Consider the following 26,512-nt stretch of genomic DNA (forward strand, 5'->3'; position numbering starts at 1 on the left):
CTATAAAGGAAACAGTTAATGGTTTTAACACTGTAATTGGAGCGGAAGGCGCGAAGACTCCTGCGGGAAAACGGGGCAGTGGAGACCCCGCAGGCGCATAAGCGCCGAGGAGGCTCCCCGGACCGCCCGCGGAAAGCGAAGCGCCTGGAGCGCAAATCAACAACCTAGTATACAGAAGCATTTTAGTATGAAAAAGTATGAAAGTGAGTGGTCCAAACATGGATCTGTTATCAATAAAAGACCCATCCTTTTTAAAAAGGATGTCAAACAAACAACTGGAGGCTTTAAGTCAGGAAATTCGCCAATTCTTGATTGAAAAGTTATCTGTAACTGGAGGCCATATTGGACCTAATTTAGGTGTAGTAGAATTAACAATTGCCTTACATAAATGCTTTGACAGCCCAACCGATAAAATTATTTGGGATGTAGGCCATCAATCCTATGTCCACAAAATTTTAACGGGTAGAGCTTGTGAGTTCGATACATTAAGACAGTTCAAGGGCCTTTGCGGCTTTCCAAAACGAATTGAGAGTGAGCATGACGTATGGGAAACTGGGCATAGTTCCACTTCTCTTTCTGCTGCTATGGGAATGGCGATTGCCAGAGATTTAAAAAAGGAAAAATCGTTCGTTGTTCCTGTTATTGGTGATGGTGCCTTAACCGGAGGTATGGCTTTAGAAGCCTTAAATCATATTGGTCACGAGAAAAAAGATATGATCGTGATTTTAAACGATAATGAAATGTCGATTGCGCCGAATGTAGGTGCCCTGCATAATATCCTTGGTCAATTACGGACAGCAGGAAAATATCAATGGGTAAAAGATGAGTTAGAAGTATTATTAAAGAAGGTCCCAGCTGTTGGAGGGAAATTGGCTGCAACGGCTGAGAGAGTAAAAGACAGCCTAAAATATTTATTTGTTTCTGGCATGTTTTTTGAAGAGCTTGGTTTTACTTATTTAGGCCCAATTGATGGCCATAACTTTGATGACTTATTTGAAAACCTTAGCTATGCTAAAAAGACAGAAGGCCCAGTACTTATACATGTGATTACGAAAAAGGGCAAAGGCTTTCAACCTGCTGAAAGCGATAAAACCGGAACATGGCATGGGACGGGTCCATATAAGATGGATACGGGTGCTTTTGTTAAACCTGATAAAAAACAGCCGCCAGCCTGGAGCAGTCTGATAAGTGAGACGGTTCGAAGGCTTGCCCGTGAGGATGAACGCATTGTTGCTATAACTCCGGCGATGCCGGTGGGTTCTAAGCTTGAAGGTTTTGCTAGTGAGTTCCCTGACCGAATGTATGATGTAGGGATCGCTGAACAGCATGCTGCAACAGTTGCTGCAGGATTAGCTACTCAAAACATGAAACCTTTTTTAGCCATTTATTCAACTTTTCTGCAAAGGGCCTATGATCAAGTGGTTCATGATATTTGCCGGCAAAACTTAAATGTGTTTATCGGAATTGATCGAGCTGGCTTGGTAGGTGCAGATGGTGAAACACATCAAGGCGTATTTGATATTGCTTTCTTACGGCATGTGCCTAATATTGTGTTAATGATGCCGAAGGATGAAAATGAAGGGCAGCATATGGTTTATACGGCCATGAAATATGATGATGGTCCAATAGCCTTAAGATTTCCCCGCGGAAATGGGCTTGGTGTGCCATTGGATACGGATTTGCACAGTATTCCGATTGGTACATGGGAAGTACTAAAGGAGGGGGAAGATGCTGCAATCTTAACCTTTGGAACGACTATTCCAATGGCACTAGAAGCGGCTCAGCGCCTTGAGAAACAAGGGATTTCTGTGAAAATTGTTAATGCCCGCTTTATTAAACCTTTGGATGAAAAAATGCTTAATATTCTCTTAGAAAAAAATATGCCGATCCTTACAATTGAGGAAGCAGTGCTGCAAGGTGGATTTGGAAGTGCTGTTCTTGAGTATGCCCAGACAAATGGCTTTTATCATTCACAAATAGACAGAATAGGAATTCCTGATCAATTTATTGAACATGGTGATGTAGGTGCACTCCTTGATGAAATTGGCCTGACAACAGAGGAAGTAGTTAAACGAATTTCCATTCTTGCACGAAAAAAACAACAAAGGGCTTAAAAAATGAAAAATAAAGAACGTTTAGATGTTTTACTTGTGGAACGGGGATTAATTGAAACACGCGAAAAGGCGAAAAGGGCGATAATGGCAGGTTTGGTTTATACAAACGAAGAGCGCTTGGATAAGCCAGGTGAAAAAGTTAAAACGGATATCCCACTTAATATTAAAGGCAATATGCTGCCATATGTCAGCCGAGGAGGATTAAAGCTTGAAAAGGCATTAAAATCCTTTGAGGTAAATATTCAGGACAAGGTTCTGTTAGACATTGGGGCTTCCACTGGGGGGTTTACGGATTGTGCCCTGCAAAATGGGGCAAAAATGTCGTACGCCCTTGATGTTGGCTACAATCAGCTTGCCTGGAAGCTGCGCCAAGATGATAGAGTCGTTGTCATGGAAAGAACAAATTTTCGCTATGTTACACCAGCTGATTTGAACGGAGAAATGCCGAATTTTGCCTCCATTGATGTTTCATTTATATCTTTAACTTTAATTCTGCCTGTACTGAAAACACTCTTAATACCAGGGAGTGACATAATTGCCCTTATTAAGCCACAATTTGAGGCCGGTAGAGAGCAAGTGGGCAAAAAGGGTATTGTAAGGGATGAAAAAGTTCACCTTCAAGTGATTGATAAAATTATTCATTTTTCTATTCAACAAGGGTTTACAATTATGAACTTGTCCTATTCACCTATTACTGGCGGGGATGGGAACATAGAGTTTCTTCTTCATCTGAAATGGGAAGGTGAAAGAGAGGCGGGAGTAAACCTGTTGCCGATTTTGCCGGGCGATATAGTGAAGGAAGCACATAGAGAATTCCATACAAAGCAAGAATAACAAGGGTAGGTTCGCTTACCCTTTTTTTGTATTTCATTGCATATTTATTAAGAAAAAAATGTACAAGGATTGAAAAATGGGCTAACATATGAGTAGATGCGACAAAATAGAACAAAATACTCAGTTGTTTTAACCACTACGAGGTGAAAGTGATGAATAAAGGGCAACGACATATAAAGATTAGAGAAATTATTGCCACCAATGATATTGAAACACAGGACGATTTAGTCGATGAACTAAAAAATGCAGGCTATAATGTTACTCAGGCGACCGTCTCCAGGGATATTAAAGAGTTACACCTTGTAAAGGTACCTCTAAGTGACGGGCGATATAAGTACAGCTTACCGGCTGATCAGCGATTTAATCCATTACAAAAGCTAAAAAGATCATTAATAGACGCATTTGTTCGAATTGATTCAGCAGGACATTTACTAGTTATGAAATGCCTGCCGGGAAATGCTATGGCTATTGGTGCTCTCATCGATAACTTGGATTGGGACGAAATATTAGGAACCATATGCGGTGATGATACGATGCTTATTATTTGCCGAACACCTGAGGATACAGAAGTGATAACCAATCGGTTCCTGGACATGCTTTAATTGGGGGAGAGGTCCTTGTTAGCAGAATTATCAATTAAAAATTTCGCGATAATTGAGAACTTAACGATTTCTTTTAAAAAAGGTTTAACCGTTTTAACAGGAGAAACAGGCGCTGGAAAATCTATTATCATTGATGCTATTCATCTCCTCGTTGGCGGAAGGGGATCAGCGGAATTTGTCCGCCATGGAGAAGAAAAGGCAGAAATTGAAGGGTTATTTCAAATAGATGATCCACAACATCCAGTAATATTCAAAGCAATGGAGTTCGGGATTGATATCGAAGAAGGAATGGTCATTTTACGTCGTGATATTGCTAAGACTGGAAAAAGCGTATGCCGTATAAATGGCAAGCTCGTAACCATTTCTACACTTCGTGAAATTGGGGCTGCCCTGGTGGATATTCACGGACAACATGAACACCAAGAATTAATGGATGAAACTTGGCATTTACCACTGCTTGATCAATTTGGTACAGAAGAAATCCTGCCATCACTTGAAGAATATCAGGAAGTTTTCCGCCGATATGAACAAACTAGGCAAAAGCTTAAATCCTTAAGTGATAATGATCAACAAACGGCCCATCGTCTGGATTTAATCGTATTTCAGTTAGATGAAATCCAAAAAGCAAATTTAAAGCCCCAGGAAGACGAAGATTTGTATGAAGAAAAGAAGAGACTGGGGAATTTTGAAAAGGTATTTGCGGCTGTACAATCAGGTTATAATGGCTTAAATGGAGAACAAAAAGGACTCGATTGGATTAGTTTGGTCATGGGGCATCTTGAAGATGCAGCTTCCCTCGATAATGCTTATAAAGAAATTTATGAATCGGTCTCCAATAGCTTTTATCAACTAGAGGATGCTGCCCGGTCGTTAAGAAATGAACTAGACGTATTAGAGTTCGATCCGCAAAGGTTAAATGAAATTGAAGATCGTTTAAATGAAATTAACCAACTAAAACGTAAATACGGAAAAACCATTAATGAAATAGTGGAGTATTCCGCTAAAATCGAAGAAGAGATTGAAACGTTGCAAAACAAGGAAACACATATTGAGGAATTAGAAAAGGAATTAGCTTCCATCAAAAAGGATTTGAGCCTTGAAGCAAAGCAATTAACTGAACTTCGTAAAAAATGGGCAGAAAAGCTGACGAAATTAATACATAAAGAATTGAAAGAATTATACATGGCGAAAACCGTATTTGAGATTCGCTTTGAGCCAGATATCGAGCATTTTTCTAAAACAGGTGTTGATCATGTTCAATTTTATATTAGTACCAATCCGGGAGAACCGGTAAAACCATTATCAAAGGTTGCTTCTGGCGGGGAATTATCACGTATCATGCTTGCATTAAAAAGTATTTTTTCTAAACATCAAGGCGTCACTTCCATTATTTTTGATGAAGTAGATACGGGGGTTAGTGGCAGAGTGGCTCAGGCAATTGCCGAAAAAATTTATAAAGTAGCTTCTGATTCCCAGGTTTTATGTATTTCTCATTTGCCTCAAGTTGCGGCTATGGCGGATACGCATTTATTTATTTCGAAGATCATTAAAGGAGGAAGAACAAAAACCTCCGTTTCTCCACTGAATATTGAAGAAAAAATAAAAGAAATCGGACGGATGATTTCTGGTGTGGAAATAACCGATTTAACCAAAAAACATGCCGAGGAATTATTGCAATTAGCAGAAATAAATAAAAAAAATTGAAAAGCTATCCATTCTGGGTAGCTTTTTTATGTAGAACGAAGTTATAAATGATTGTCAAGGAGGCAAAATTATAGATGTAGCCATTTAAGTTGTAACTAGAAGCGAGGAGAGTGAAAAGTTTGAGGTTAGAGATAATTAGAAAAATTATTGGTGGAATTCTCCTTGTTTCATTAATTAGCCTTATTTTTTTTCAGCCATTGCAACAATATTTAAGTGTACCTAAAACAATCACTGTTTTTGAAGGACAAGATTACACATTTCAAAAGGCTGTCCCGGTTTCAGCCTCATTAGTTTCTCACAATTCCACAATCACACTTGAACAGGAAAAACATTCGGTTTCTGTAAAGGCTTCTGAAAAAGGCAAAAATGAAATGCTTTTAGAATATGCCGGTATCCCCATTAAAAAGGTTGATGTACATGTCTTAAAAGATTTCCGTGTTATCCCAGGCGGTCAATCAATCGGTGTAAAATTGAATACGGTAGGAGTTTTGGTTGTCGGCCACCACTTAGTTAACACATCAAATGGAAAAAAGTCTCCAGGTGAAATTGCAGGAATTAAAGTTGGAGATATCATCACAGAGATCAATGGAAATAAAATTGAAAAAATGACAGATGTAGCACCATTCGTACAAGCTGCTGGACAGGATGGCAAAGCATTAGATATGATGATTAGCCGAGAAAGCGGCAAATTTAAGACTAAACTTACCCCATTAAAGGATAAAGAAGAAAATAGTTATAAGCTTGGATTGTATATTAGAGATTCTGCTGCTGGGATTGGGACGATGACTTTTATTCATCCGCAGTCCAAAAAATATGGTGCTCTTGGCCATGTCATTTCAGATATGGATACGAAAAAGCCGATTGTTGTAGAAGATGGTCAAATTGTAAGGTCAACCGTAACATCAATTGAAAAAGGGAGTAATGGAGATCCGGGTGAAAAGCTTGCGCGTTTCTCTTCGGACCGAGAAATTGTCGGTAATATTACTAAGAATAGCCCATTTGGAATTTTTGGTGAATTAAATAAGGATTTAAAAAATGGTGTGTTAGATAAACCATTGCCAATTGCTTTATCCCATCAAGTAAAAGAAGGGCCAGCAAAAATTTTAACGGTTGTAAATAATGACAAAGTTGAAGAATTTAATATTGAAATTGTCAGCACAATCCCGCAAAAGTTTCCAGCTACAAAAGGCATGGTCATAAAAGTAACCGACCCTAAGCTGCTTGAAAAAACGGGAGGAATCGTTCAAGGAATGAGTGGAAGTCCAATTATTCAGGATGGTAAGCTTGTCGGAGCAGTGACACATGTCTTTGTTAATGATCCAACCTCGGGTTATGGGGTTCATATTGAATGGATGCTAAATGAAGCTGGAATTAACATATATGATATGCCAAAAAATAAAGCGAGTTGATAATTGAGCAAAATAGGTAAAATTCCCTATTTTGCTTCTTTTCTTATATAACGTTTTTTCGACAAATACCAGTTATAAATTGGAAAAAATGCGATTTTCGTCGAAAGGACGAGAAAAACAAAGAAAAGATAAGATTTTATCACTAATTTAAGAAATATTAAAAAAATGAGAGGATTTTTTGTTGCATTGTCGAATTTCTAATTTAGAATAGAATTAAGAGCTTACTGAGAATATGGATTGAAATTGAAATAGAGATTAATGAGTCGAGTTAAGGAGGAACCGGAGTTGAAAAAAATAAAAGTATGTGTCGTTGATGACAATAGGGAACTAGTTGGATTATTAGAGGACTATATTTCGTCCCAGGATGATATGGAAGTAGTAGGTATTGCTCATAATGGTCAGGAATGTTTAGAAATGTTAAGTAATACAGATCCTGATGTTCTCGTTTTAGATATTATCATGCCGCATCTTGATGGTTTAGCGGTTTTAGGACGCCTTCGTGAACTAAAAAAAGGAGTCCTGCCAAATGTCATTATGCTGACTGCATTTGGTCAAGAGGATGTAACCAAAAAAGCGGTTGAACTTGGGGCCTCTTACTTTATCCTTAAACCTTTTGATATGGAGAATTTAGGCAGTCATATAAGACAAGTTAGCGGAAGCAGTAATTTATTTACCACACGCAAGGCTCCGGCAACAAATTATCGTTCCCAATCCGAACAAAAACCCAAAAATCTTGATGCCAGCATTACGAGCATCATCCATGAAATCGGAGTACCCGCCCATATTAAAGGTTATTTATACTTAAGAGAAGCGATTTCGATGGTTTATAACGATATCGAGCTGCTTGGCTCGATTACTAAGGTTTTATATCCAGACATCGCAAAGAAATATAATACAACAGCCAGCCGTGTAGAACGTGCGATCCGACATGCAATTGAAGTGGCTTGGAGCCGCGGCAATATCGACTCTATTTCTTCATTGTTCGGATATACTGTCAGTATGTCAAAAGCAAAGCCGACGAACTCTGAATTTATCGCCATGGTTGCTGATAAACTTCGCTTAGAGCATAAGGCTTCTTGAAAGGAAGAGTAAATTAAATTAAAAAGCCTTCATTTTGGATAAATGAAGGCTTTTTTTGCTTTTAATTGTTAATTATTCTTATCCTTTTCCATTTCCATTAGCTTTTGAATGAGAATATGCTGTGGCATGTGCATAAGCTGTTCAAGAGGAATATTTAATTTCTGTGCAAGCTTTAGGGCAGTATCAGGTGATAATTGTAATGGTTTCATTTGGAATCCTCCATATTTTTAGTTGGGATGTGAAAAAATTGACACAAATTTTCGCGCACCGTGGTTACTCTGCTTTATTTGCTGAAAATACAATGGGTGCCTTTATTGAAGCAGAAAAAGCGGGTGCAGACGGACTAGAACTGGATGTTCAATTAACAAAAGATGGCGAAATTGTCGTCATCCATGATGAAAAAGTCGATCGAACCACGACGGGAAAAGGATTTGTTAAGGATTTTTTATTTAAAGATATTAGAAAACTTAACGCCAATAAAAATGGTCTCAAAAAGGAATCGATTCCTTCTTTAGCGGAAGTGCTAGAATGGCTTAATACAAACAAACTAATTTGTAATATTGAATTAAAAAATGGCCTGATTCCTTATGAAGGAATCGAAGAAAAGGTTATTAAGCTTATTTGGAAATATGGTCTATCAGATAGGATTATCATTTCATCGTTTAATCACTATAGTATTGTTCAAAGTTATCGTTTAGCGCCCGAAATTGAAACGGCCCCTCTGTTTATTGAAGGAATTTATATGCCGTGGATATACTCTCAAGCTATTAGGGCAAAAGGGATTCATCCAAAGCATTCTTCCATGTCAGATAACATTTTTATCAATACAATGCAAAATGGGATAGCAGTTCGGCCCTATACTGTTAATAAGGATGCGGATATGCACCGGTTCTTTAATATTAATTGTACCGCTTTTATTACCGATGACCCAGTAAAAGCTTTACGAATAAGAAAGCAATATGAAAAGAGACCATAACTGGCCTCTTTTTTTATTTTTTAAATTTAGTTTGTACCTTATTTCTTTTTCGGTCGCGATGGAGGATGAATCCGGCAACAAAACCAAGACCTCCAATGAAAAAGACTAATCCAACGAGAAATTGAAGCCATAATTTAGGAAATGGTGCTTGAAGAATCCCGAAGGTCATATCTCGCATTAATTTTATTCCAACTGCAGCCAAAACACCAGGGATCAATACTATAATAAGGGCAATAATCCTGCTCATGAACGAAATCCTTCCAAATTGTAATTTAAATAAGCACATCTAAATTATAACTCATGAAAATATTATTACATAGTTGAAATTTGTCAAGATTAGTATTTGGTTATAAAATAGATACTGAAAAAAGTTGCATATTTTTCCTGTAAGGAATGAAAAGATTTTCTTAATATGAAAGGGTGGGAAAAATGCAAAATGTCATGATTGTAGGAGCCGGTAAGGGTGGTACAGCAATCTTGAAAATATTAAAGGAGTCAGAAATGCTAAACCTTCATGCCGTTGTTGATCGAAATTTGGATGCACCAGGTATACAAATGGCACAAGAAGAAGGTATTAAAACAGGGACATGCTGGCAGTCATTTCTAAACGAAAACATAGATATCATTATTGAAGTTACAGGCAATGATGAAGTTTTTCAAGAAATACGGGACACCAAAAATAAAAAAACAGTTTTAATTCCAGGTAGTGTAGCCTTCCTCGTGGCAAGGCTGATGGAAGAAAAAGAAGAACTCATCGAAAAGCACCAGAATGAATCCTATCAGCAAGAATTAATTTTTAACGCTACAAATGATGGGATGGTTGTCATTGATAAATTTGGAAAGGTCATTTTATTTAATAGACGGGCAGAAGAAATAATGGGAGTCAAGAAAGATGAGGCAATTGGGAAATTTGTCGTTGAAGTTATCCCGCATAGCCGTCTGCCGCATATCCTCGAAACCAGAAGGATTGAGTCTAACCAAGAAATGATCTTAAGGAATGGTAAAAAAATTATTACTACTCGTATTCCGATTATTGAGGAAAATGGAACCTTAATAGGGGCTTTCGCTGTTTTTAAAGACATTACAGAGGTTGTAAATCTTGCCGAAGAAATCACGGATCTAAAAGAAATACAAACGATGCTGCAAGCCATAATCCACTCAAGCGATGATGCGATTTCGGTTGTGGATGAAGATGGCCGGGGACTCCTGATAAATCCTGCCTATACCCGAATAACTGGGCTTACAAAAGAACAGGTTATCGGCCAGCCGGCAACCACCGATATTTCTGAAGGTGAAAGTATGCATATGAAGGTGCTGCAAACAAGAAGGGCAGTTCGTGGCGTAGCGATGCGAGTTGGACCGAACAAAAAAGAAGTAATCGTTAATGTAGCGCCTATTATCGTAAAGGGGAAATTAAAGGGAAGTGTCGGCGTTATCCATGATATGTCTGAAATGAAATCGCTCAGCAGGGAATTGAGCCGTGCTAGACAGTTGATTCGGAAGCTGGAGGCAAAATACACATTTGAGGATATCATCGGAAAATCGGACGAAATGACCTTAGCAGTCGAACAGGCAAAGCTTGGAGCCAAAACTCCTGCCACAGTCCTTCTTCGCGGTGAGTCAGGAACGGGAAAAGAGTTATTTGCCCATGCTATACATAATGCGAGCGATCGTAAATATAACAAATTTATCCGTGTTAATTGTGCTGCTATATCGGAATCCTTGCTTGAAAGCGAATTGTTCGGCTACGAAGAAGGTGCTTTTTCTGGTGCAATAAGAGGAGGAAAGACAGGCTTTTTTGAGGAAGCAAATAATGGGAGTATATTTCTCGATGAAATCGGTGAACTTTCTGCCAATACTCAGGCAAAGCTGCTTAGGGTATTACAGGAGAATGAAATCATCCGTGTGGGTGGAACAAAACCAATCACAATCAATGTTAGGATTATTGCAGCGACAAATGTCAATCTAGAAAAGGGTATTGCTAAAGGAACGTTTAGGGAAGACTTATATTATCGTTTAAATCGCATGCCAATCCACATTCCTCCCTTACGAAAACGCAAAGATGAAATTCCGTTATTATGTGAAAGGTTGATTCAAAAGATTAATCGAGATTACGGACGAAATGTTGAAGGAGTTACCCAAGCAGCCTTGTTGCAGTTGATGGGGTATGATTGGCCTGGCAATGTAAGAGAATTGGAAAATATTCTTGGCAGAGCGATTATTTTTATGAATTATTATGAAACCTTAATCGATGTTCATCACTTGCCTGAATTAAAAAATAAAAAATCAGGACAAGAACTAAATTCAACAAACGAAAGTGAGTCCTTTACAGTAGATCGTACACTTTCCGAAATGATGGAAGAATATGAAGCGAATATTATTCAGCAAACACTAAGCCGATTAAAGGGCAATAAAACTTTAACAGCTAAAACCCTTGGTTTGTCTGTTAGGAATTTATATTATAAACTGGAAAAATACAATCTTGAAAAAAATATCACGCAATAAATTTCATGGTGTGAAATTTTTTGCATGAAGGAAATTTAAAAATAAAGCGTTTTCATTGTGTTTTAGTTTGGCATAGAACTTGCATTGTAATATATCGGAGTGGAAGAAACAGGAGAAGGGGTTGATGACAACTTGTTGCTTGAATCACTAATAGACAAAGCAACCCAGGTTAGTGCTAAAACAGTGGCCGTTGCAGCTGCAGAGGATGAAGAAGTTATTGAAGCTGTTTTGGATGCTCTTAACCGAAATCTCGCAAATTTCATATTATTTGGTGATAAGGAAAAAATCAAAACCATTTTGGAATTGAAAAAACATGGTAAAAAAGTTTCAAACAATTTGGAGATCATTCATGCTGAATCAAACACATCAGCTGCTGAATTGGCCGTCAGAGCCGTTTTTAACAAAAAGGCAGATGTATTGATGAAAGGCAATATTCCAACAAGCACTTTATTAAAAGCAGTTTTAAATAAGGAATATGGGCTAAGAACAGGAAATGTCCTGTCCCATGTAGCGGTTTTTGAGATACCTGGCTTTGATCGATTTACAATTGTGACAGATGCTGGTATGAATATTACTCCAGATTTAGAACAAAAGGCACAAATTACAAAAAATGCTGTATCTATAGCGAAGTCAATTGGAATTGAAATACCGAAAGTGGCACCGATTGCTGCAGTAGAAGTAATTAATCCAGTTATGCAGCCTACTTTGGATGCAGCTGCTTTAACGGTGATGAATAAACGTGGGCAAATTTCCGGCTGCATAGTCGATGGACCATTGGCATTAGATAATGCCGTTTCGGAGCTTGCAGCAGAGCATAAAGGAATTCAAAGTGAAGTCGCTGGAAAAGCCGATATTTTATTGGTGCCTACTATTGAGGCAGGTAATATCTTATATAAATCATTAATTTATTTTGCTAAAGCCAAGGTTGGGGCAATAATTGCCGGGGCCCGTGCGCCGATTGTCCTGACTTCCAGAGCTGATTCTGCAGAAAGTAAACTATACTCGCTTGCACTTGCATTATGCTGCGTATCAAAATAGAAGGTTAACATTCGAGGAGGAATAAGATAATGGAAATTTTCAAGTACTTAGAGAAATATGATTATGAGCAAGTGGTATTTTGCCAAGATAAGCAGTCAGGATTAAAAGCTATAATAGCTATTCACGATACAACTCTTGGACCAGCATTAGGCGGAACCCGCATGTGGACATATGAATCTGAGGAAGCAGCCATTGAAGATGCTCTTCGCCTCGCAAAAGGAATGACTTATAAAAATGCTGCGGCAGGTTTAAATCTTGGCGGAGGTAAAACAGTAATCATTGGTGACCCTCGCAAAGATAAGAACGAAGAAATGTTCCGTGCCTTTGGCCGATATATTCAGGGTCTGAATGGCCGATATATTACAGCAGAAGATGTTGGTACCACAGTGGCTGACATGGATTTAATCCATGAAGAAACAGATTATGTAACGGGAATTTCGCCAGCTTTCGGCTCTTCCGGAAATCCTTCACCGGTAACCGCATACGGTGTTTACCGTGGAATGAAAGCCGCAGCCAAAGAAGCCTTCGGAACAGATTCACTTGAAGGAAAAGTGGTTTCAGTGCAAGGTGTAGGAAATGTAGCCTACACTCTTTGCGAATATTTGCATAAAGAAGGCGCTCAGCTTATTGTTACAGATATTAATAAAGAGGCTGTTAATCGTGCCGTGGAAGCATTTGGTGCGCGTGCTGTAGACCCTAATGAAATTTATAGTGTAGAGTGTGATATATATGCTCCATGTGCTCTTGGGGCAACAATTAATGACGATACTATTCCACAACTGAAAGCAAAGGTTATTGCAGGTTCAGCCAATAATCAGTTAAAAGACACCCGTCACGGCGATATCATTCATGAAATGGGTATTGTTTATGCTCCGGATTATGTTATTAATGCCGGAGGAGTTATAAATGTAGCCGACGAGCTATATGGATACAACCAGGAACGTGCGATGAAAAAAGTAGAGCAGCTCTATACAACGATCGAAAAAGTAATTGAAATTTCTAAACGTGATGGTATCCCAACATATGTTGCTGCTGATCGGATGGCAGAAGAGAGAATTGCAAAAATACGTAATTCAAGAAGCCAATTCCTGCAAAATGGCCATCACATTCTAAGCCATAGAATCTCAAGATAAGACATAAGGCTGGGGAAGAACGCTGAATGAGAAATTCAGCGTCTTTGCCTTTAATAAAGCGAATTTTCCTAATTGGAGGTTAAAACGTTGCCAGATAAAGAATATCGAATTCTCGTCATCAACCCAGGCTCGACATCAACAAAGATTGGAGTCTTCGATAATGAAATTTCTATTTTTGAAAAAACAATCCGCCATGATGCAGAAATAATCAATTCTTTTTCCAATATTATTGAACAGTACGATTTTAGAAAGTCCACTATTTTGGAAACACTGGATAAAGAAGGAATAAATATTTCCAAATTAAGTGCCGTATGCGGCAGGGGCGGATTACTCCGTCCAATTGAGGGTGGTACCTATGCAGTCAATGACTTGATGCTAAAAGACTTAAGGGCCGGTTTTTCCGGACAGCATGCATCGAACCTTGGCGGTATCATTGCTTACGAAATTGCGGCAGGTCTTAATATTCCTGCATATATTGTAGATCCGGTTGTTGTCGATGAACTCGATCCAATAGCAAGAATTTCCGGGTTCTCTTTAATTGAAAGAAAAAGTATCTTTCATGCCTTAAATCAAAAGGCAGTTGCAAGAAGAATCGCAAAAGAACTAGGAAAAAAATACAATGAGTTGAACTTAATCGTAACCCATATGGGCGGCGGCATTACTGTTGGCGTTCATAAGAATGGAAAAGTTATTGATGTAAATAACGGACTCCATGGTGATGGACCTTTTAGTCCAGAGCGAGCAGGGACTGTTCCGGCGGGAGACTTAATTGCCCTTTGTTATTCAGGTGAATATTACCGGGAAGAAATTATGAAGAAACTTGTTGGTCAAGGTGGACTTGTTGGATACCTTGGAACGAATGATGCCGTTCAGGTGGAACAAAGGATTGCTTCTGGTGACAAGGAAGCCAAGCTTGTCTATGATGCAATGGCCTATCAGGTTGCTAAGGAAATTGGGGCGGCAAGTGCCGTTTTGGCTGGTAAAGTAGATGCCATTGTGCTGACAGGCGGTCTTGCTTATGGTAAAGATTTTGTGAAAGAAATATCTGATAGAATAAATTGGATTGCCGATGTTATTGTCCATCCTGGTGAAAATGAACTTCAAGCTTTGGCAGAAGGGGCTTTCAGGGTCTTGCGCGGTGAAGAAGAGGTAAAGGTCTACCCTGGGAATTTTACAACAGCAAATATTTAAGAAATATGGGGAGGAATTTTAAGTGGCACAAGAATATGATTTAGTCATTCTTGGCGGTGGAACTGGCGGTTATGTAGCTGCCATTCGCGCTTCTCAGCTTGGGTTAAAAACTGCGATTGTCGAAAAAGGAAAATTAGGAGGAACATGTCTTCATAAAGGGTGTATTCCAAGTAAGGCACTCCTAAGAAGTGCAGAGGTTTTCGCAACAGCAAAACATAGTGAAGATTTCGGTGTTGTCACAGGTGATGTTTCTGTTAATTTTAATAAGGTTCAGGAAAGAAAAAATAAAATTATCGATCAGTTACATAAAGGTGTTCAGCATTTAATGAAGCAGGGGAAAATTGATGTCTATGAAGGTCTTGGACGTATCCTTGGACCATCCATTTTTTCACCAATGCCAGGAACGATTTCCGTTGAAATGAATAATGGATCTGAAAACGAAATGCTAATACCGAAAAATGTGATTGTGGCGACTGGATCGAGACCAAGAACTCTTCCTGGACTTGAAATTGACGGGGAGTATGTTATGTCCTCTGATGAAGCACTACAGCTCGAGGGGCTTCCAAACTCGATCATTATTGTTGGCGGCGGTGTAATTGGAATTGAATGGGCATCCATGCTTTCAGATTTCGGGGTCGAAGTAACTGTCATTGAGTATGCTGACCGAATCATCCCGACAGAAGATAAGGAAATCTCTAAAGAAATGCAGCGTTTAATGAAGAAAAAAGGGATTAAACTGGTAACAAGTGCAAAAGTCCTTTCAGAAACTATGGTAAAAGATAATGGAGTTGCCATTTCAGCGGAAGTAAAAGGTTCTGTGAAAGAGTTTAAAGCAGATAAACTGCTTGTTTCTGTTGGCAGACAAGCAAATACAGAAGGAATTGGACTTGAAAACACCGAAATACAAGTAGAAAAAGGTTTTATATCTACAAATGAATTTTACCAAACTAAGGAATCCCATATATATGCAATTGGTGATGTCATCGGCGGTCTTCAGCTTGCACATGTGGCAAGCCACGAAGGAATAATTGCCGTTGAGCATATTGCTGGAAAAGATCCTTCAAATCTTGATTACAATCTAGTTTCAAGATGTATTTATTCAAGCCCTGAAGTTTCAAGTGTCGGGATTACAGAGGACCAAGCGATAGAAAAGGGCTATAAAGTAAAGGTCGGAAAGTTTTCATTCAGGGCAATTGGTAAAGCATTAGTTTTTGGAGAATCAGATGGATTTGTTAAAATTGTTGCAGATGAAGAAACCAATGATATTCTAGGTGTGCATATGATTGGTCCTCATGTAACTGATATGATTTCTGAAGCTGGGCTTGCGATGGTTTTAGATGCTACACCTTGGGAAATTGGCCACACAATTCATCCGCACCCAACATTATCTGAAGCCATTGGAGAAGCTGCGCTTGCAGTGGACGGAAAAGCAATTCATTCATAATAAAGACTTTTTTACGAACAATTGGGAGGTTAGAAATTAATGGTAGAAAAGCGTCATGAAGCTTTAGGGTTAAGCGACGGAAAAGTATTGGAAATGTATGAAACGATGCTTTTAGCCCGCCGCATAGACGAACGGATGTGGCTATTGAATCGTGCTGGGAAAATTCCATTTGTTATTTCTTGTCAGGGACAGGAGGCAGCTCAGGTCGGTGCAGCATTTGCCCTTGATCGTGATAAAGATTATGTACTGCCATATTATCGCGACATGGGAGTTGTTTTAACATTCGGCATGACACCAAGAGAACTTATGCTGTCAGGATTTGCTAAAGCGGAAGATCCTAATTCAGGCGGACGTCAAATGCCTGGGCACTTTGGCCAAAAGAAAAACCGGATTGTGACTGGATCTTCGCCAGTTACTACCCAAGTTCCACACGCAGTAGGTGTTGCTCTTGCTGGAAAAATGGAAAGAAAAGACCTCGTTACGTTTGTTACATTTGGTGAAGGTTCCTCAAACCAGGGGGATTTCCATGAAGGTGCAAATTTTGCGGGTGTACATAAGCTTCCGGTTATTTTTATGTGCGAAAACAACAAATATGCTATCTCTGTTCCGATAGAAAAGCAATTGGGCTGTGAAAAGGTTTCAGATCGTGCAATTGGTTACGGAATGCCAGGATATACGGTTGATGGGAATGATCCATTAGAAGTTTATAAAGTGGTAAAAGAAGCTGCCGACCGAGGTCGCCGCGGCGAGGGGCCAACTCTGATTGAAACTATTTCTTACCGTTTAACACCACACTCTTCCGATGATGATGATCGTTCTTATCGGGCGCCGGATGAGGTGGCCAAGGCGAAAACACAGGACCCGATTATCACTTTTGGAGCTTATTTAAAAGAAACCGGAGTAATGAATGACGATTTGGAAAAAGAAATCAACGATCGTGTGATGAAATTGGTGAACGAGGCAACTGATTATGCTGAAAATGCTCCGTATTCTGCACCAGAAGATGCGTTGAAATATGTTTATGCGGAGGGAGTATAGGCATGGCAGTAATTTCTTATATTGATGCGGTAACAATGGCCATTCGTGAAGAAATGGAGAGAGATCCTAAGGTATTTGTCCTTGGTGAAGACGTTGGAGTTAAGGGCGGGGTATTTAAAGCTACCCAAGGCTTATATGAACAATTTGGTGAAGAGCGCGTTATTGATACGCCGTTAGCTGAATCAGCCATTGCTGGAGTAGGAATTGGGGCAGCAATGTACGGAATGCGTCCAATTGCGGAAATGCAATTTGCTGATTTTATCATGCCAGCTGTCAATCAAATTATTTCGGAGGCTGCAAAAATTCGCTTTCGTTCCAATAATGACTGGCATTGTCCTATGGTCATTCGTGCCCCATATGGCGGGGGAGTTCATGGAGCGCTCTATCATTCCCAATCAGTAGAAGCAGTATTTGCTAACCAGCCGGGCTTAAAAATTGTCATGCCTTCTACTCCTTATGATGTTAAAGGGCTATTAAAAGCAGCTATCCGCGATAATGACCCTGTATTGTTTTTTGAGCATAAACGTGCCTATCGTTTAATTAAGGGAGAAGTTCCAACGGATGATTATACATTGCCAATTGGAAAGGCCGATGTAAAGCGTGAAGGAGAAGATATCACCGTCATTACATACGGACTTTGTGTTCATTTTGCCCTTCAGGCAGCTGAAAAATTAGCAAAGGACGGAATTTCTACTCATATTCTTGATCTGCGTACTGTTTATCCACTTGATAAAGAAGCCATTATTGAAGCCGCTTCAAAGACAGGAAAAGTGTTGCTTGTAACGGAGGACAATAAAGAAGGAAGCATTATTAGTGAAGTGTCAGCGATAATTGCCGAAAACTGTTTATTTGAATTAGATGCACCGATTATGCGTCTAGCAGGTCCTGACGTACCAGCAATGCCATATTCTCCAACAATGGAAAAGTTCTTTATGGTAAATCCTGATAAAGTGGAAAAAGCAATGCGCGAGCTGGCTGAATATTAATTTTTTTAATTAATGGAATTGTTTTACTAAGGAGGTTTCACCATTGGCAATTGAACAAATAAAAATGCCGCAGTTAGGCGAAAGTGTTACTGAGGGAACGATAAGCAAGTGGCTCGTTTCCGTCGGAGATAAAGTGAATAAATACGACCCTCTCGCAGAGGTTATGACAGATAAAGTAAACGCAGAGGTTCCATCCTCATTTACAGGTGTGATTAAAGAACTAATTGCCGGCGAAGGCGATACATTAGCCGTTGGAGAAATCATTTGTACAATCGAAATTGAAGGCGGCAATGGTGCCGAGGCAATCTCGGTGGAACAAAAATCAGAAGCAACTGAATCAGTCGCAGCTCCTCAAGCGGACCAAGGAAATAAAGCCCGTTATTCACCTGCTGTTCTAAAAATTTCACAAGAACATGGCATTGATTTAACACAGGTATCAGGCACCGGAGCCGGCGGCCGGATTACTCGTAAAGATTTATTAAAACTAATTGAATCCGGAACGATTCCTGCGGCAGGTTCAAAAGTGGAAGAACCACAACAGCCAGCGGCTGCAAAGCAAGAGGTGGTTCAACCTGCAGCAACAAGTCAGCCGGTATCTTCTGTTTCCGCTGCTCCAGCAGCGAATATCCCAGTCGCAGCAGGTGATATTGAAATTCCGGTTACAGGCATTCGTAAAGCGATTGCTTCCAATATGCTCCGAAGCAAGCATGAAGCACCTCATGCCTGGACGATGATTGAAGTTGATGCAACAAATCTCGTAGAATACCGTAATGCCCTTAAGGATGAATTCAAGAAAAAAGAAGGCTTCAATTTAACCTTCTTTGCCTTCTTTGTAAAAGCTGTAGCACAAGCACTTAAGGAATTCCCGCAAATCAATTCAATGTGGGCCGGAGATAAAATTATCCAAAAGAAAGATATAAATCTTTCAATAGCTGTTGCTACGGATGATGCTTTATTTGTACCGGTTATAAAAAATGCTGACGAGAAAACTGTTAAAGGAATTGCACGTGAAATATCCGAATTAGCTGTTAAAGTGAGGACTGGAAAACTTCGTTCAGAAGATATGCAGGGCGGGACGTTTACCGTCAACAACACAGGTTCATTTGGATCTGTACAATCAATGGGAATCATAAATTATCCGCAGGCGGCAATTCTTCAAGTCGAATCCATTGTCAAACGACCTGTAGTAATGAATAATGGCATGATTGCCGTCCGTGATATGGTAAATCTTTGTATGTCACTTGACCACCGCGTATTGGACGGTCTCATTTGCGGCCGCTTCCTCGCAAGGGTAAAGGAAATCATTGAAAATACATCAAAATCCACAACATCCATTTATTAAGGAATTTCCCGCTGCCTGCTCTGGGCAGCGGTTATTTTTATTGCTTCATCCCAATATCTATCCTAAAATAGAATTAATTGAATTTTTATAATTTTTTTTTGAAAGGGGATGAGTTCTTTGGAGAATTTAAGGAGTCAAACTTTCCCTCCCAAATCCGTTCAAGATTGGGGAGAAAAAGCCGAACAAACCTTAAAGGGAAGAAAGATTGAATCTTTACAAAGTGTTACATATGAAAACATCATTTTGAAACCGCTTTATTCCCGTGAGGATGAACAGATAGTTCCTGAATATCCTGGTGGATCAGATTCAAGAAGAGGTATACATCCTTTAGGATATGTTACAAATGAATGGAAGGTTGCACAGCGAATCACAGCTGATACAGCTGGTGAACTGAAACGTAAGCTCCATGAATCAGTCCAAAAAGGACAAACGGCTATTTCATTTGAAGTAAGAGAAGAGCTATGTGAATCTGAAAGTTTTGCAGATTTATATCAGAATTATCCCTTCGCATTAAATTCAAAATGGCTGCAGTCTGATTTCTTATCAAAGCTAGACAGCCAAATTAGTGAAAAGGAAAAGGTTACTGGATATATTGCAAATGACCTCATTTCTCTTTTTGCAGAAACAGGAATTTTTTCGGAGGAGCTCCTTGAAAAGTGGACAGAGGATGTTAAGTATGCAGAAAAGAAATTTCCACAATTACGAAGCATTCTTATAAACACTACTCCCTATCATAATGGAGGGGCAAATGCTGTCCAAGAACTCGGAATTGCAGCCGCCACTGGAGTTTTTTATTTACAATTACTTATTGAAAAAGGGATAGACCTTAATTCCATAACCAACAAAATGGTCTTTCAATTCTCAATTGGAAGCAACTTTTTTATGGAAGTGGCAAAGTTAAGGGCGGCCAGAGTCATCTGGGATCGAATTTCCGAGCTTTATGGTGCTGAAGGGGATTCTCGTAAAATGCACATCGCGGCCGAAACTTCCACTTTTACCAAAACAATTACAGATTCTCACGTTAATCTTCTGCGTTCCGCAAATGAGGCATTCGCCGCTGTTTTAGGAGGAGTCCAATATTTACAAGTAAGCTCCTTTGATTATATAACCGGATCCAGCGCTTTCTCAGAACGAGTTGCACGGAACATTCAGCTGATTTTAAAGGAAGAGGCCCATTTACAGAAGGTAATTGACCCAGCTGGCGGCTCTTGGTACATTGAAGCGCTGACTAATCAATTAGCTGAAAAAGCGTGGAGCTTTTTCCAACAAATTGATGCAAAGGGCGGAATTCTTGAAGTCTTAAAATCTAATTGGCTTCAACAAGAGCTCGAAGCAGTTTTTGAAAAAAGAAATGCTGATATTCAAACAAGAAAACAGAGTATAGTCGGAACGAATGTCTATGCTGCACTTGAGGAAAATTTACCTAATATTCAATCCTCCCAAACAAGTGAATCTTTCGGCAATAACGATTCACTAGAGATTGAAAGAATTCAACCAAGAAGATTATCAGAACCTTTTGAGGAGCTGCGATATAAGGCAAAATTAATTGAGGAAAAACTAGGTTCTACTCCATCTGTAGGCATGATTTGTCTTGGGGAATTGAAGCAGTACAAAGCAAGACTTGATTTTATGAAAGGCTTTTTAGCGGCCGGAGGCATTAAGGCTGTTGAGAGTAAACCAATCTTCAATCTGGAAGATGCTAGACAATTTCTAATAGACCTCGAGACGAATTTTGTTTGTTTCTGTGGCACCAATGAACAATATGAATTGGTAGGTAACCCAATACTTGCTGCCCTTAAGGCAGAATTTCCAAATCAGACGTTCCTTTTGGCAGGACTTCCTGAAAAGGAAAGACAGGAAGCGTGGCAAAAGGGTGGAGTTGCCCAGTTTGTTCATGTTAAAAGCAACTGCTATGAAACGGTTTTAAACATCCTAGAATCAATGGAGGTGAGCTCAAGTGAAGAAACAAAAGCCTGATTTTCAAAACAAACCGTTATTTGATAATCAAAAATTCCTTTCTAACGAAGAATGGCTGGAAAAAGCCGAAAAAGAATTCAATGCTTCCATCGATGATTTATTGTTTGAAACCAATGAACAAATTAGTTTAAAACCCATCTATACAAAAGAAGACCGAGATGGCTTAGAGCATATCGATGACTTGCCAGGGCTCCCGCCATTTACCCGTGGCCCCTATCCGACTATGTATGTGAATCGCCCATGGACAGTGAGACAGTATGCTGGCTTTTCAACAGCGGAGGAAAGCAATGCTTTTTACCGCAGAAATCTTGCGATGGGACAAAAGGGTTTATCAGTTGCTTTTGATTTGGCAACCCATCGCGGCTATGATTCAGATCATCCACGCGTTGTTGGAGATGTTGGTAAAGCCGGAGTGGCGATTGATTCTATTCTCGATATGAAAACACTGTTTGATGGTATTCCACTTGATCAAATGTCTGTATCAATGACAATGAACGGTGCAGTCCTTCCGATTTTGGCCTTTTTTATCGTAACTGCTGAAGAGCAGGGTGTCAGTCAGGAGAAGCTTTCCGGAACGATACAAAACGATATTTTAAAAGAATATATGGTGCGTAACACCTATATCTATCCTCCAGAAATGTCAATGAAAATTATTGCGGATATTTTTGAATACACGTCCAAATATATGCCTAAGTTTAATAGCATCAGTATTTCCGGCTATCACATGCAGGAGGCTGGAGCACCGGCGGATTTAGAATTAGCCTACACATTAGCAGATGGATTGGAATATGTAAGGACTGGACTTAAAGCGGGAATCGAAATTGATTCGTTCGCACCAAGGCTTTCCTTTTTCTGGGCGATTGGCATGAATTATTTTATGGAAGTAGCAAAAATGCGTGCTGCCCGCCTTATCTGGGCAAAAATGATGAAATCTTTTAATCCGAAAAGTGAAAAATCATTGGCACTTAGAACCCATTCTCAAACCTCCGGCTGGAGCTTGACTGAGCAGGATCCATTTAACAATGTAACCAGGACGTTAATTGAAGCACATGCGGCAGCGATGGGGCATACACAATCCCTTCATACAAATGCGCTAGATGAAGCAATTGCCTTGCCTACGGACTTCTCTGCAAGGATTGCCAGGAACACTCAGCTTTTTTTACAGGAGGAAACCGGTATTACAAATGTTATTGATCCATGGGCAGGTTCCTTCTATGTTGAGAAATTAACTGATGAATTAGTGCAAAGAGCTTGGACACATATTGAAGAAATTGAAAAACTTGGCGGCATGGCAAAAGCGATTGAAACCGGACTTCCAAAAATGCGGATTGAAGAGGCAGCGGCCAAAAGGCAGGCGCAAATTGATTCAGGAAAAGAGACAATTATTGGTGTAAACCGTTACCGTCTTGAGAAAGAGGAAGCAATCGATATTCTTGATATCGATAATACGGCTGTTCGCTTAAAGCAAATTGAAAAATTAAATGCATTAAAGTTGAGCCGGGATGATGAAAAGGTTAAGGAAGCTTTGGCTGCTCTAACGAAAGCAGCGGAAACAGGTGATCGGAATCTATTAGAAGTCGCTGTCCAAGCAGCAAGGGCAAGAGCAACACTAGGCGAAATTTCTAATGCGATTGAAAAAGTGGCAAACCGTCATAAAGCGGTAATCCGCTCTATTAGCGGTGTTTACAGCCAAGCGTTTACCAATGAAGAAGAAATTGCCGCAGTGAAACAAATGACTGACGAATTCCTTGAAAATGAAGGTAGAAGACCAAGAATTTTGATTGCAAAAATGGGGCAGGACGGTCATGACCGTGGTGCCAAGGTTATTGCGACTGCTTTTGCGGATCTTGGGTTTGATGTAGATATCGGCCCTTTATTTCAAACTCCCGAGGAATCAGCCATGCAGGCAGTTGAAAACGATGTACATGTGATAGGTATGAGCTCACTGGCTGCAGGACATAAAACATTACTGCCGCAGCTTGCCAGCGAATTAAAGAAGCTGGGCAGAGAGGATATTTTAATTGTTATCGGCGGTGTTATTCCAGCTCAGGATTACCAATTTTTATATGACAATGGTGCAGCAGCCATTTTCGGTCCTGGGACAATTATTCCTGTTGCAGCCGGGAAAGTAATCAAGGAGATTTATAAACAGCTTGGTTATGAGGAAGTGGCACAGTAAATGGACGGGGATAAGAGACCAGAATGGAGCGACCCAAACGAGCCTGATAAATTTTCAAGCATTATTCGTAAAGGCCAAATGCAGGAAGGGCAAGAAATTTCCATTCAAAAAAATATGCGGTTTCAAAAGCGCAAATCGAGCGAGCCCTCAGTCGAAGAATTATATGATGGGGTGCTGTCGGGGAACAGAAGCCAGCTTGCTCGTTCGATTACCTTGGTTGAAAGTAATGCGGAACAGCATTTTCATAAGGCCCAGGAGCTTCTTCAAAAACTTTTAACACATACAGGGAAGTCGGTTCGGATTGGAATTACGGGTGTACCCGGAGCAGGCAAAAGCACTTTTATCGAGGCATTTGGCACGTTTCTATGTGAATTAGGGCTCCAAGTCGCTGTGTTAGCCATTGACCCATCCTCTAGCATTAGCGGAGGCAGCATTCTTGGAGATAAAACGAGGATGGAGCAGCTTTCCCGAAATCCAAGGGCCTTTATTCGACCTTCCCCAACGGCAGGGAAGCTTGGAGGAGTGCACCGAAAAACAAGGGAAGCGATGCTGATTTGTGAGGCTGCCGGTTATGACGTTATTTTGATTGAAACCGTCGGTGTCGGTCAAAGTGAAACCATCATCAGAGATATGGTAGACTTCTTTATGCTCCTTGTTTTAACTGGTGCAGGAGATGAATTGCAGGGGATGAAGAAGGGAATCATGGAACTTGCCGATGCGATAATTGTTCACAAGGCTGATGGAGCGAATCAACCAAAAGCAGAGCAGACCAAAAAAGAATACAATCGTATTCTCCATTTCCTTCAGCCGGCCACGAAGGGCTGGAGCACCAAGGCCTATACTTGTTCGTCATATACTGGAGATGGGATAAAAAATGTTTGGAATGTCATAAAAGAATTTGAAGCATCAGGGAAATTAACAGGTGTATTTAACGAAAGAAGAAATGCTCAGCAGCGGGATTGGCTTTATTCCATGATTACAGATCAGCTTCAATACAGCTTTTTCCATCATCCGGCTGTAAAACTGAAATTACCCCAACTGGAAAACGAAGTCATTGCCGGAGAAAAAACAGCTGCCTCAGCAGTCGAAGCCTTATTCGATGCGTTTTTGAATAAAAAGGTCTAGTGGGCGAATGGTTTATTTGAAAAAAACACTTTTTTACTGTTATCATATAGTTATAAGAACATAGAAGGAGTGAAATTGATGAGCATGGATTTTAATTTTTTCATGAATGATGTAGTTAAACAGGCACGCCAAGAAATCGCGGCGGCTGGCTATAAAGAGTTAAAAACACCTGAAGAGGTGGAAGCAGCACTTGAACAAAAAGGAACAACTTTAGTAATGATTAATTCTGTCTGCGGCTGTGCAGGCGGGATTGCCCGCCCTGCGGCGGAACATGCCCTGCATTATGATAAACGTCCAGACCAACTTGTCACCGTTTTTGCCGGCCAGGATAAGGAAGCAACCGAAAAAGCAAGAAGTTATTTCACTGGCTATCCACCATCTTCTCCGTCATTTGCTTTATTAAAAGACGGAAAGATTGTCTCCATGGTTGAACGCCATCAAATTGAAGGCTACGATCCAGCAGCAGTGGTAGCAAAGCTTCAAAATGAATTCGAACAGCACTGTGAAGAAGTATAAGGAACAAAATGGAAAGGTCAAATCGTGAATCGATTTGGCCTTTTTTATTGTCGAATCTATCTTTATCGTGTATATTTATTAATTATTTCGTAATTTTAATCACTTCAAAGGGGAGTTTCTGATATGAAAGACTTATTAAAAAGTTATTTAGAAAACATTCAAAATAGATTATGGGAGATAAGTGATACCCTGTACCATCATCCAGAATTGGGTGACCAAGAATTTGAATCCATGCAGCGATTAGTGGATTTTCTTGAAGAAAATCAATTTACAGTTGAAAAAGGGATTGTTGACAGGCCGACTGCCTTTAAAGCTGTGTATGATAGTAAGAAAGAAGGACCAACTATTGCTTATTTATCCGAATATGATGCTTTGCCTGAGATAGGTCATGGATGCGGCCATAATATGATCGGAACCATGAGTGCAGGTGCAGGTGTACTTTTAAGCAAGGTTGTTGATGAAATTGGCGGAAGGGTTGTTGTATTAGGCACTCCTGCTGAAGAAACAAACGGCGCAAAAGTTCCAATGGCAGAACAGGGAATCTTTGATGATATCGATGCAGCGATGATTTTGCATCCAGCTGATGAATCCTATGAAAGTGGTGATTCATTGGCGATGGATGCCATACAATTTGAATACAAAGGCAGGACAAGCCATGCAGCCGCTTCTCCTGAAAAGGGAATTAACGCACTTGATGCTGTTTTACAACTATTTAACGGAATAAATGCTCTTAGACAACATGTCACTTCAGATGTTAGAATACACGGAATCATTAAAGAGGGCGGTGTTGCGGCCAATATTGTCCCAGACAAAGCGATAGCCCAATTTTATGTCCGTGCTAAAAACCGCAGTTATTTAAACGAAGTGGTTGAAAAGGTAGAGAATATTGCAAAGGGTGCTTCTTTAATGACTGGAGCGGAGCTCGAGATTAGTAATTACGAATTAAGCTATGACAATATGGTAACGAACCATACCTTATCACAGTTGTTTACAAACAATCTTCTAACAACTGGTGTTAAAGAGGTTAAAAAAGCTAAAGATTCATATGGATCCATTGATATGGGAAATGTGAGTCACGTAGTTCCTGCCATTCATCCGTATATCGGTCTTGATTCGCCTGGATTAATCGCACATACAAGGGAATTTGCGGACATAACTATTACTGACAATTCTCATAAGATCCTTTCTAATGGTGCCTTAGCCCTTGCCTTAACTGGTTTTGATGTAATAACCAACAAAGATGTTTTGGAAAAAATGAAAAATGAATTTCGTCAGCCGGAATTAAGTAAGGCATAAGTATTGCCAGTACCTCTCCATCA

At 39.8% G+C, this 26,512-nt stretch carries 22 protein-coding genes; 20 read left to right on the top strand and 2 right to left on the bottom strand.

Features of this window, described 5'->3' with window-relative positions:
- Positions 1–218: 218 nt before the first annotated feature.
- From dxs to spo0A, 6 genes are all read left to right on the top strand, one after another.
- Entirely contained in the window at positions 219–2,114 is a 1,896-nt protein-coding gene (gene dxs, locus LC455_RS13300; protein WP_223591473.1) for a 1-deoxy-D-xylulose-5-phosphate synthase, read from the top strand.
- 3 nt (positions 2,115–2,117) lie between these two features.
- Entirely contained in the window at positions 2,118–2,948 is an 831-nt protein-coding gene (locus LC455_RS13305) for a TlyA family RNA methyltransferase (RefSeq protein ID WP_223591475.1), read from the top strand.
- 152 nt (positions 2,949–3,100) lie between these two features.
- The gene (gene ahrC, locus LC455_RS13310) at positions 3,101–3,550 is read left to right on the top strand and encodes a transcriptional regulator AhrC/ArgR (RefSeq protein ID WP_223591477.1); all 450 of its coding nucleotides are present in this window, start codon (positions 3,101–3,103) and stop codon (positions 3,548–3,550) included.
- 15 nt (positions 3,551–3,565) lie between these two features.
- Positions 3,566–5,254, top strand: coding sequence for a DNA repair protein RecN (gene recN / locus LC455_RS13315; protein ID WP_223591479.1), 1,689 nt, complete (start codon positions 3,566–3,568; stop codon positions 5,252–5,254).
- A gap of 119 nt (positions 5,255–5,373) precedes the next feature.
- Positions 5,374–6,663 (top strand): SpoIVB peptidase, encoded by a 1,290-nt coding sequence (spoIVB, locus tag LC455_RS13320; protein WP_223591481.1) that lies wholly within the window; start codon positions 5,374–5,376, stop codon positions 6,661–6,663.
- 285 nt (positions 6,664–6,948) lie between these two features.
- Complete coding sequence (gene spo0A, locus LC455_RS13325; protein WP_223591483.1) at positions 6,949–7,743, top strand: sporulation transcription factor Spo0A; 795 nt, start codon at positions 6,949–6,951, stop codon at positions 7,741–7,743.
- Between the two features lie 68 nt (positions 7,744–7,811).
- Here the strand turns inward: spo0A and LC455_RS13330 are convergent, their stop codons facing one another.
- Positions 7,812–7,952: a YycC family protein gene (locus LC455_RS13330; RefSeq protein WP_223591484.1), complete on the bottom strand. Its 141-nt coding sequence runs from the start codon at positions 7,950–7,952 to the stop codon at positions 7,812–7,814.
- Between the two features lie 38 nt (positions 7,953–7,990).
- Here LC455_RS13330 and LC455_RS13335 point away from each other — a divergent pair, with 38 nt between their 5' ends.
- Entirely contained in the window at positions 7,991–8,719 is a 729-nt protein-coding gene (locus tag LC455_RS13335) for a glycerophosphodiester phosphodiesterase (protein ID WP_223591485.1), read from the top strand.
- 13 nt (positions 8,720–8,732) lie between these two features.
- On the opposite strand, the gene LC455_RS13340 is transcribed toward LC455_RS13335, so the two are convergent.
- Positions 8,733–8,966: a DUF2627 domain-containing protein gene (locus LC455_RS13340; RefSeq protein ID WP_223591486.1), complete on the bottom strand. Its 234-nt coding sequence runs from the start codon at positions 8,964–8,966 to the stop codon at positions 8,733–8,735.
- Positions 8,967–9,148: 182 nt separating this feature from the next.
- Here LC455_RS13340 and LC455_RS13345 point away from each other — a divergent pair, with 182 nt between their 5' ends.
- The 13 genes from LC455_RS13345 to LC455_RS13405 all read left to right on the top strand — a co-directional run bounded on the left by LC455_RS13345 (position 9,149) and on the right by LC455_RS13405 (position 26,489).
- Complete coding sequence (locus LC455_RS13345; protein ID WP_223591487.1) at positions 9,149–11,224, top strand: sigma-54 interaction domain-containing protein; 2,076 nt, start codon at positions 9,149–9,151, stop codon at positions 11,222–11,224.
- 132 nt (positions 11,225–11,356) lie between these two features.
- Positions 11,357–12,262 (top strand): phosphate butyryltransferase, encoded by a 906-nt coding sequence (gene yqiS / locus LC455_RS13350; RefSeq protein WP_223591488.1) that lies wholly within the window; start codon positions 11,357–11,359, stop codon positions 12,260–12,262.
- Positions 12,263–12,291: 29 nt separating this feature from the next.
- A complete protein-coding gene (bcd, locus tag LC455_RS13355; protein ID WP_223591489.1) occupies positions 12,292–13,395 on the top strand; it encodes a branched-chain amino acid dehydrogenase in 1,104 nt (367 codons plus the stop codon).
- Positions 13,396–13,482: 87 nt separating this feature from the next.
- Entirely contained in the window at positions 13,483–14,586 is a 1,104-nt protein-coding gene (gene buk, locus LC455_RS13360) for a butyrate kinase (RefSeq protein ID WP_223591490.1), read from the top strand.
- Positions 14,587–14,608: 22 nt separating this feature from the next.
- Positions 14,609–16,030 (top strand): dihydrolipoyl dehydrogenase, encoded by a 1,422-nt coding sequence (gene lpdA, locus LC455_RS13365; RefSeq protein ID WP_223591492.1) that lies wholly within the window; start codon positions 14,609–14,611, stop codon positions 16,028–16,030.
- A 39-nt stretch (positions 16,031–16,069) separates the two neighbouring features.
- Positions 16,070–17,068: a thiamine pyrophosphate-dependent dehydrogenase E1 component subunit alpha gene (locus tag LC455_RS13370; protein WP_223591494.1), complete on the top strand. Its 999-nt coding sequence runs from the start codon at positions 16,070–16,072 to the stop codon at positions 17,066–17,068.
- 2 nt (positions 17,069–17,070) lie between these two features.
- Positions 17,071–18,054, top strand: a complete 984-nt coding sequence (locus LC455_RS13375; RefSeq protein WP_223591496.1) for an alpha-ketoacid dehydrogenase subunit beta — start codon at positions 17,071–17,073, stop codon at positions 18,052–18,054.
- 43 nt (positions 18,055–18,097) lie between these two features.
- Positions 18,098–19,396, top strand: coding sequence for a dihydrolipoamide acetyltransferase family protein (locus tag LC455_RS13380; protein WP_223591498.1), 1,299 nt, complete (start codon positions 18,098–18,100; stop codon positions 19,394–19,396).
- Positions 19,397–19,504: 108 nt separating this feature from the next.
- Positions 19,505–21,373 carry a methylmalonyl-CoA mutase subunit beta gene (locus tag LC455_RS13385; RefSeq protein ID WP_223591500.1) on the top strand — a complete coding sequence of 623 codons (1,869 nt, stop codon included), beginning with the start codon at positions 19,505–19,507 and terminating at the stop codon, positions 21,371–21,373.
- Complete coding sequence (gene scpA, locus LC455_RS13390) at positions 21,354–23,552, top strand: methylmalonyl-CoA mutase (protein WP_223591502.1); 2,199 nt, start codon at positions 21,354–21,356, stop codon at positions 23,550–23,552. The genes LC455_RS13385 and scpA overlap by 20 nt, the downstream gene beginning before the upstream one ends.
- On the top strand, positions 23,553–24,677 hold the full coding sequence (gene meaB / locus LC455_RS13395) for a methylmalonyl Co-A mutase-associated GTPase MeaB (RefSeq protein WP_223591504.1): 1,125 nt from the start codon (positions 23,553–23,555) through the stop codon (positions 24,675–24,677).
- A 78-nt stretch (positions 24,678–24,755) separates the two neighbouring features.
- Positions 24,756–25,193, top strand: a complete 438-nt coding sequence (locus LC455_RS13400; RefSeq protein WP_223591505.1) for a BrxA/BrxB family bacilliredoxin — start codon at positions 24,756–24,758, stop codon at positions 25,191–25,193.
- A 123-nt stretch (positions 25,194–25,316) separates the two neighbouring features.
- Positions 25,317–26,489: a M20 family metallopeptidase gene (locus LC455_RS13405; RefSeq protein ID WP_223591506.1), complete on the top strand. Its 1,173-nt coding sequence runs from the start codon at positions 25,317–25,319 to the stop codon at positions 26,487–26,489.
- Positions 26,490–26,512 lie beyond the last annotated feature (23 nt).

Source organism: Neobacillus bataviensis (genome assembly GCF_019969725.1).